Annotated in this window: 6 protein-coding genes and 1 tRNA gene; 4 read left to right on the top strand and 3 right to left on the bottom strand. The window is 70.3% G+C overall.

The window, feature by feature from the left end; translation table 11 throughout:
* The first annotated feature begins 374 nt into the window (after positions 1-374).
* The gene (locus ACFC3F_RS14850; RefSeq protein ID WP_376131427.1) at positions 375-1634 is read left to right on the top strand and encodes an MFS transporter; all 1260 of its coding nucleotides are present in this window, start codon (positions 375-377) and stop codon (positions 1632-1634) included.
* Positions 1635-1847: 213 nt separating this feature from the next.
* Here the strand turns inward: ACFC3F_RS14850 and ACFC3F_RS14845 are convergent.
* A tRNA-Met gene (locus ACFC3F_RS14845) sits at positions 1848-1923 on the bottom strand.
* A gap of 97 nt (positions 1924-2020) precedes the next feature.
* Positions 2021-3013 carry a helix-turn-helix transcriptional regulator gene (locus ACFC3F_RS14840; protein ID WP_376131424.1) on the bottom strand — a complete coding sequence of 331 codons (993 nt, stop codon included), beginning with the start codon at positions 3011-3013 and terminating at the stop codon, positions 2021-2023.
* A gap of 61 nt (positions 3014-3074) precedes the next feature.
* On the opposite strand from ACFC3F_RS14840, the gene ACFC3F_RS14835 reads away from it, so the two are divergent.
* The 3 genes from ACFC3F_RS14835 to ACFC3F_RS14825 all read left to right on the top strand — a co-directional run bounded on the left by ACFC3F_RS14835 (position 3075) and on the right by ACFC3F_RS14825 (position 6014).
* Positions 3075-4097, top strand: a complete 1023-nt coding sequence (locus ACFC3F_RS14835; RefSeq protein ID WP_376131421.1) for an ATP-binding cassette domain-containing protein — start codon at positions 3075-3077, stop codon at positions 4095-4097.
* Positions 4094-4873: an ABC transporter permease gene (locus ACFC3F_RS14830; protein ID WP_376131418.1), complete on the top strand. Its 780-nt coding sequence runs from the start codon at positions 4094-4096 to the stop codon at positions 4871-4873. Before ACFC3F_RS14835 ends, ACFC3F_RS14830 begins: the two co-directional genes overlap by 4 nt.
* Before the next feature lie 160 nt (positions 4874-5033).
* On the top strand, positions 5034-6014 hold the full coding sequence (locus tag ACFC3F_RS14825; protein ID WP_376131415.1) for a hypothetical protein: 981 nt from the start codon (positions 5034-5036) through the stop codon (positions 6012-6014).
* Between the two features lie 26 nt (positions 6015-6040).
* Here ACFC3F_RS14825 and ACFC3F_RS14820 read toward each other — a convergent pair whose 3' ends face one another.
* The gene (locus ACFC3F_RS14820) at positions 6041-6439 is read right to left on the bottom strand and encodes a YccF domain-containing protein (protein WP_376131412.1); all 399 of its coding nucleotides are present in this window, start codon (positions 6437-6439) and stop codon (positions 6041-6043) included.
* Positions 6440-7006: the final 567 nt, after the last annotated feature.

Genomic DNA, 7006 nt, shown 5'->3' with positions numbered 1-7006 from the left:
CCGCAACAGGCCGCCGAGACTGCGGGGCCCACCCGCTGTCTCGACCCGCCGATGCAGTCTCGCGGTCAATGGCGGGGGAGATCGACGCGACGGTCGCTCGCGACGGTGTCCGCCCCGGGGCGGGTGTCTGTGTGGACACAGCGCGCGACCCTCGCCACCGCCGGCGCGGGGCGTCGAGAGATCGCGGGGCTCTGCATCGAGTAGTCTCGGCCGTGATGTTCAGCTTCATCATTTCGTTCCACTGACGGTCCTGCGCCCCGCCCCTCGCAGCTCCTGACCGACCAGGGCGGGGCTTCGTGCGCCTCGGCGCGCCGGCCCTCGAACGAAGATCCGCGCAGCGCGCGCGTAGATCGCTGAACAACGGAGATATCCCTGTGTCTACCCGCCGACCGTCCTACCGCGTCGTCCTGAGAAGCCCGGGCATCCGCCCCGCCTTCATTCCGAGCATCATCGGACGACTCTCTCTCGCCACGTCCGGCCTGGCCCTCATCTTCCTGCTGGAGGAAGCGACCGGATCCTTCGCGATCGCCGGCGTCATCACCGCCGCCCTCGGGCTGGCGAACGTCATCGCCACTCCCTGGAGATCCCGACTCATCGATCGCTTCGGGCAACGGCGCATCCTGTCAGTGCTCGGCGGTGTCCATGCCGTGTCTCTCATCGCGCTGGCACTTCTTCCCACTGCCCCGCTCACGGTGCTTCTGATCGTGTGCGTCATCGCGGGAGCGTCCTCGCCACCCTTCGGTGCGACGATGCGCGTCGTGTGGTCGACAGCGCTTCCCGCCGGGCCGCTTCGAACGCGCGGGTTCAGTCTTGACGCCGTGGCCGAGGAAGTGACCTTCGCCGTCGGTCCGCTCGTCGCCGCCGCTCTCGTTGCGGTGTCCGGTCCACTCGCAGCGCTCATCTTGTCCGCGGCGTGCGTCTCGGTAGGGAGCGGCCTGTTCGTACTCAGCGGGCTGTCCCGCGCCCAGCGAGGATCGCGGCACACCGATCGCACCGCGCCGGCCGCCATCACTCCGCTGCGCACGCGCGGGTTCGTCCCCGTCATATTCGTGATGACCGCACCCGGCCTGATCCTTGGCGCGATAGAACTTGCAGCCCCGGCTCTGGCAGTCGAAGCCGCCGCACCCGCGCTCGCTGGCGTTCTTCTGGCGGTGTTCGCCGGGTCGAGCGCACTCGGCGGGCTTCTGTTCGGCAGCCGCCGCCTCCCCGGCTCGCTCGCAACCCAGCTGCTCATCCTCGTCGGGGCGCTCATCGCCTTCGCGAGCGCCACGGGCGTAATCGGCGGCGTTGCGGCCGGCCTGATCGGATTCGCGCTAGCGGGGCTCTGCCTCGCCCCCATCCTCATCGTCGGCTACCTCGCCGCAGACGACCTGGCCGACGCGCGAGTGAAAACCGAGGCCAGCAGCTGGATCAACACCGCGATCAACTTCGGCGCTGCCATCGGCGCCCTCATCTACGGTGTCATCACGGACGCGGCCACCCCCGGCTGGGCCCTCGCGGGAACGGCGATCGTGGCGGCTGCGTTCGCGACGCTCGGGGCTCCGTTTCTGCTGCGAACCTCGGCAAGGCGGATGCCGCATGAGAATGGCGGGGGTGCTCATGCCGTCCATTCTGACGAGGGTCACCGACATTGAAACTCCCAGATGAGCCCCCGTTCCCGATCGGTGGGAAACCCCTTCCCTGATGGCCTGGGGAGGAACGAACGCAGCGCGCTCACTCGCCCGCCCCCGCCGCATCCGCCCACGACCGCGAGACCGCAACGGGCCGCCGAGACTGCGGGGTCCACCCGCTGTCTCGGCCTGCCGATGCAGTCTCGCGGTCAGTGGCCTGCACAGTGGCCTGCAAAGTGGACGCGACGGCGGGAGTCGAACCCGCAGCACGACCGGGTATGAGCCGGTGTCCGGGACCACCCGGATCGCCGCGATGCCCCACGGTACCGATCCCGTCCGGCCCGCCGACGGAATGTGTCGATACGTGTCGCCGTGCGTCGCCACATGACGACACCCCGGGGCGCCGGTGGTCAGCCCCGGTCGCGACGGGCCGGCGGCGGCGAAGTCAGGGCGCGCAGCATCCGCTCGATCGTTTCGCGGAGTTCGCCGCGAGCCGGTTCGGCGAGATCGGTCGCGTACTCGACGCCCGCGGGGATCCAGCTCAGGCCGTACATCGTCTCGCGGAAGTCCGCCCCGCCGACGGGCCACCGCGTGTGCGACTCGTCTTCGGCCTCGGCGCCCTGCCCCCACTGCCCGAAGTAGTCGCGCATCTCGTCGAGTGGAAGCTCCATGACGGCGTCGGCTTCGACGGGCTGCCGGGCCCAGGACCGGGCGACGAGGATGAACTCCTCGATCTCGTCGGGGGTGAGGGGCTTGGGCTCGAACAGCACACGAGTGTGCTCGACGGACTCGAGCCGGTCGACGCGGAACGTGCGCCAATCATCCCGCTCGAGGTCCCAGCACAGCAGGTACCAGTGCCGGTCGGCGGGCGCCAGCGCGTGCGGATCGACCCGCCGCCTCGTCACCTCTCCCGACGCCGCGGTGTACGTGAAGCGCACCCGTTCGTGGTCGCGACACGCGAGCGCCAGCTCCCCGAGCACCTCGCTCGAGACCGCCGCGCCGGCGTTGATGCCCGCCGGCTGCACGGTCTCGGCGAGCGCGTTGACCCGTCGACGAAGCGGAGCGGGCAGCACCTGCTCGAGCTTCGCGAGCGCCGTCAGCGTCGTCTCGGGCCCCGAGACGAGACGCTGGGATGCCGCGACCCGCAGCCCGATCGCCATGGCGACGGCCTCTTCGTCGGTGAGCAGGAGCGGCGGCACCGCGCTGCCGGCCTCGAGTCGATACCCCCCGGATGCACCGGGCGACGACTCGATGCGGTACCCGAGGTCACGCAGTCGCTCGACATCCCGGCGCACGGTGCGCTCGGTCACCCCGAGCCGGGAGGCGAGCTCGGACCCCGGCCAGTGCCGATGCGTCTGCAACATGTTGAGGAGCGAGAGCGCGCGCGTCGTCGTATCGGACATGCTCCAAGAATGCCGGACATTGCGGACAGAAGCTGGCCGGGTAGCGAAGTACCGTCGCGGCATGACGAACGAACCGATCATCGAAGCGCAGGGTCTCACCAAGCGCTTCACCGTCAAGAAGCAGACCGTCGAGGCGGTCACCGACCTCACCTTCCGGGTCGCGCGGGGCGAGCTCGTCGCCTTCCTCGGCCCCAACGGCGCGGGCAAGTCGACGAGCCTGCGCATGCTGACGACCCTCATCCCACCGACCTCGGGCACGGCACGCGTCGTCGGTTTCGACATCCTGCGCCGCCCCGCCGACGTGCGGGCCCGCATCGGCTACGTCGGGCAGCTGACGAGCGGCAGCTTCGCGCAGCGCGTGCGCGATGAGCTGCTCAGCCAGGGCGCGTTCTACGGAATGTCGGCGGCGGCATCCCGCGCGCGCGCCGACGATCTCATCCAGTCCCTCGACCTCGCTCCGTTCGCGATGCGCTCCGTGCAGCAGCTGTCGGGCGGCCAGAAGCGCCGCCTCGACATCGCCCTCGGACTCGTGCACGCGCCGCCGCTGATCTTCCTCGACGAGCCGTCGACGGGCCTCGACCCGCAGAGCCGGGCGAACCTGTGGCAGCACATCCTCGATCTGCGCGCCCAGCACGGCACGACCGTGTTCCTCACGACGCACTACCTCGAAGAGGCCGACCGCTACGCCGAACGCGTCATGGTGATGGACAAAGGACGGGTCATCGCCGACGACACGGCGCACCACCTCAAGGCGAACCTCGCCGGCGACGTGCTGACCCTCGGGTTCGCGACGGAGACGGATGCTGCGCGGGCGGTCGCCGTCGTGCAGGGGCTGACCGACCGCGAGGTGCGACACGGGCCCGCGGCATCCATCACCGTGACAGCACCCGACGGGGATGCGCTCCTGCCCGCGGCCGTGCGCGCGCTCGACGCGTCGGGAGTGCGCGTCGAGCGCGCGACGGGAGTGCCGCCGACCCTCGACGACGTCTTCCTCGCGCTCACGGGACGCACACTGCGCGAATCGGGCGAGGGCGAGCCCGTCACCGACGACGAACAGACCGAGAAGACAGGAGCCCAGAGATGACCACGACCGACACCGCCGTGCGGGCGAACGCCGCCCGCGACACGTGGAACGTCCTCACGCGCGAGCTGAAGCCGGTCCTGCGCGACCCGTTCACGCTCATCTTCAGCCTCGTGCAGCCGCTCGTCTTCCTCGGACTGTTCGCCCCACTGCTCATCGGCTCGTCGGGTCAGCCCGTCGGCGAGACGCTGCAGTGGTTCGTGCCCGGTGTCGTCGTCATGATCGTGCTGTTCGGCACGGGGGCGGTCGGGTCGAACCTGCAGTACGAGATGATGACGGGCTCGCACGAGCGCACGCTCGTCGCTCCACTGTCGCGTTCGTCCCTGCTCGTGGGGCGCGCCCTCAAGGAGATCGCACCGATCGTCGTGCAGGCGCTGATCATCGTGCTCATCGCGTGGCCCTTCGGGTTCCGCATCGATGTGCCCGGCCTCGTCATCGGGCTCGCGCTGCTCGCCGTGTTCGGCGTGGGGCTCGGGTCGCTGTCGTACGCGCTCGCCCTGAAGACGAAGGACCGCGAGTGGCTGTTCTGGGGCGTGCAGCAGACCCTGATCTTTCCGCTGCTGATCCTGTCGGGCATGCTGCTTCCGCTCGATGAGGGTCCGGCGTGGATGCGCGTCGTCGCGACGGTCAACCCGGTCAACTGGGTCGTGCAGGCCGAGCGGGCGCTGTTCGCGGGCGATCTGGCGTCGCTCACGGTCGTGTGGGGGTGGGTCGCGGCGATCGTGCTCGCCGCGGTGGGGCTGTGGGTCGGCATCCGAGCCATGCGGCGTTCGAGCTGATCCAGACCGCCTCCGCGGTGGATGCCGCGCGGCAGGCAGGAACCGATGTTGCGTGCACCGACCCGCCGATGCGACATGCGTTGCACGGTGACCCGGCTTCCTGCCTACGGCGCGCCGAGACCGGTGAAAACGGGGTCTCGCACCGCACTAGGCTCGGGGAATGGTGACGGCGAGGCGGAGGGACATCCCCGCTGTCGCCACTGCCCTGACGCTCGTGGCCGTCGGGACGATCGCCGGAGCCGCGCTGGGCGCGAGCCCGGCATCGGCGGCCGAGTTCACCCCGTCCGCCCTGGACCTCGCGCCGGATGCCGCGCGCGCCGACCGTGACGTCGCGATGGCGTGGGCGGCTCGCGTGCTGCTCGTGCTCGCTCTCGCCTGGCTGTTGATCGGCATGCTCGCCGCGCAGACGCGCCTCGTCCGGCGCCCCGGCGCCGCGGCCGCGCGCGCGACCTGGCTCGCCTCGACGAGACCGTGGCGTGCCCGCGAGTCGACGCTCGGGATGCTGACTCTCGACCGGGTCCTGCTCGTGGTCGTGCCGGTCGGGCTCCTGGTCGCGACGCGGGCGGTGCAGACGTCGTTCCTGTCCTGGAGCTATCTCGCCGTCGACATCGGCGCGTGGGTCGTCTTCGCCGCCGTCGCGCGGCTGCTCGTCGGTCCCGGTCGCTCGCCGTACCCCCTCATGGCCGCCGTCGGCGGTGTCGTCGTGCTGCGCTGCGTGCTCTCGCTCGCCGTGGTGTCGGTCGTCGGCCCCGGTGGCTACTGGTCGACGCTGTGGGAGTCTGCCCTCTTGCGGTTCCCTTACATCGTGCTTGCCCTGGGGCTGCTGCTGTGGGTGTTCGTCGCGGGCGTGTGGGCGACGTCGGTGCAGTTCGGCGCGCGTCGCGCGATCGGGATCGTGCTCGCCTCAGCGGGCAGTGGGCTGGTCGTGCCGGCCGTCGCGCTCGCCGTCGTGGGGCTGGATCGGGCGCTCGCGCTGTGGCACAGCGAGCTGGGATTCCTGCCGCCGGGCCTGGGTGTCGCGTCGTATGTCGAGGTGCCCGGGGCAGCGGCCTGGCTCGCGGCGGGCCTCGGAGCAGCGCTGTGCGCCGTCGGACTCGTGCTGGCGCTGTCCCGCCAGCCCGCGGCATCCGTCCGTCGCTGACTCGGGCGGATCCGACCGGACGACGGTCAGACGGTGCGGTCGAACGCGCCGTTGCGGGTCGAGACGATCTCCTTGCCGAGCGGCATGAGTGAGATCGGCACCATCTTGAAGTCGGCGATCGCCATCGGGATGCCGATGATCGTGATGCACAGCGCGATGCCCGAGAGGATGTGTCCGAGGGCGAGCCACCATCCCGCGAGGATCACCCAGAGGACGTTGCCGAGGAACGATCCGACGCCCGCGGTCGGCTTGGGCACGACCGTGCGGCCGAACGGCCAGAAGACGTAGTTGGCGGTGCGGAACGACGCGATCGCCCACGGGATCGTGATGATCGGGATGCAGAGCAGGATGCCGGCGACGACGTAGCCGACCGCGAGCCAGAAGCCCGCGAAGATCAGCCAGATGATGTTGAGGATGACGCGCACGAGGACCATTGTGGTGCGTCGGCCTGTGAGCCGCCCCGGGAGGTTCGTGCGCCTCAGTCTGCCCCCAGCCAGCGCATCGAAGGCCATCTGCGGCAAGTGAACGCGGAGGGCGGACGTTCACTTGCCTCACTCTGCTGCTGTGGCGGGCGATCGGCCGCAGAATGAGGCAACCGAGAGCTGGGCTGAATTGCGTGCGCTCCAGGGGGCGGCCCCGGAACTCGATTGCCTCACTCTGTCGGCGTCCTGGCAGTCTGGGCGCGGAGTGAGGCGAATGAGCGTGCGTGCGCGGGGTTCACTTGGCTCAGTCTGCTGTGGTTCTGGGGGCGTAGCAGCAGAGTGAGGCAACGGAACGGCCGGACGCGCAGCGGCAGAGTGGCGAACGAGCCGTGAGGGCTGGGTCAGAATGAGGCGAACGAACGAGGGCCCGATCAGGATGCCGCGCCGCGGCGCTGCACGCGACGGAGCAGCGCGACGGCGCCGGTGATCAGCAGCACGACGCCGACCGTCCCGCAGCATCCCCACTCATCCCCGCGAGACTGCAACGGCGCGCCGAGACTGCGGGTGAAC

The organism is Microbacterium sp. NPDC055910 (assembly GCF_042271185.1).
Classification (GTDB): domain Bacteria; phylum Actinomycetota; class Actinomycetes; order Actinomycetales; family Microbacteriaceae; genus Microbacterium.
Note: the sequence above shows the minus strand (reverse complement) of the source record. Positions and strands in the feature narration are given on the sequence as shown.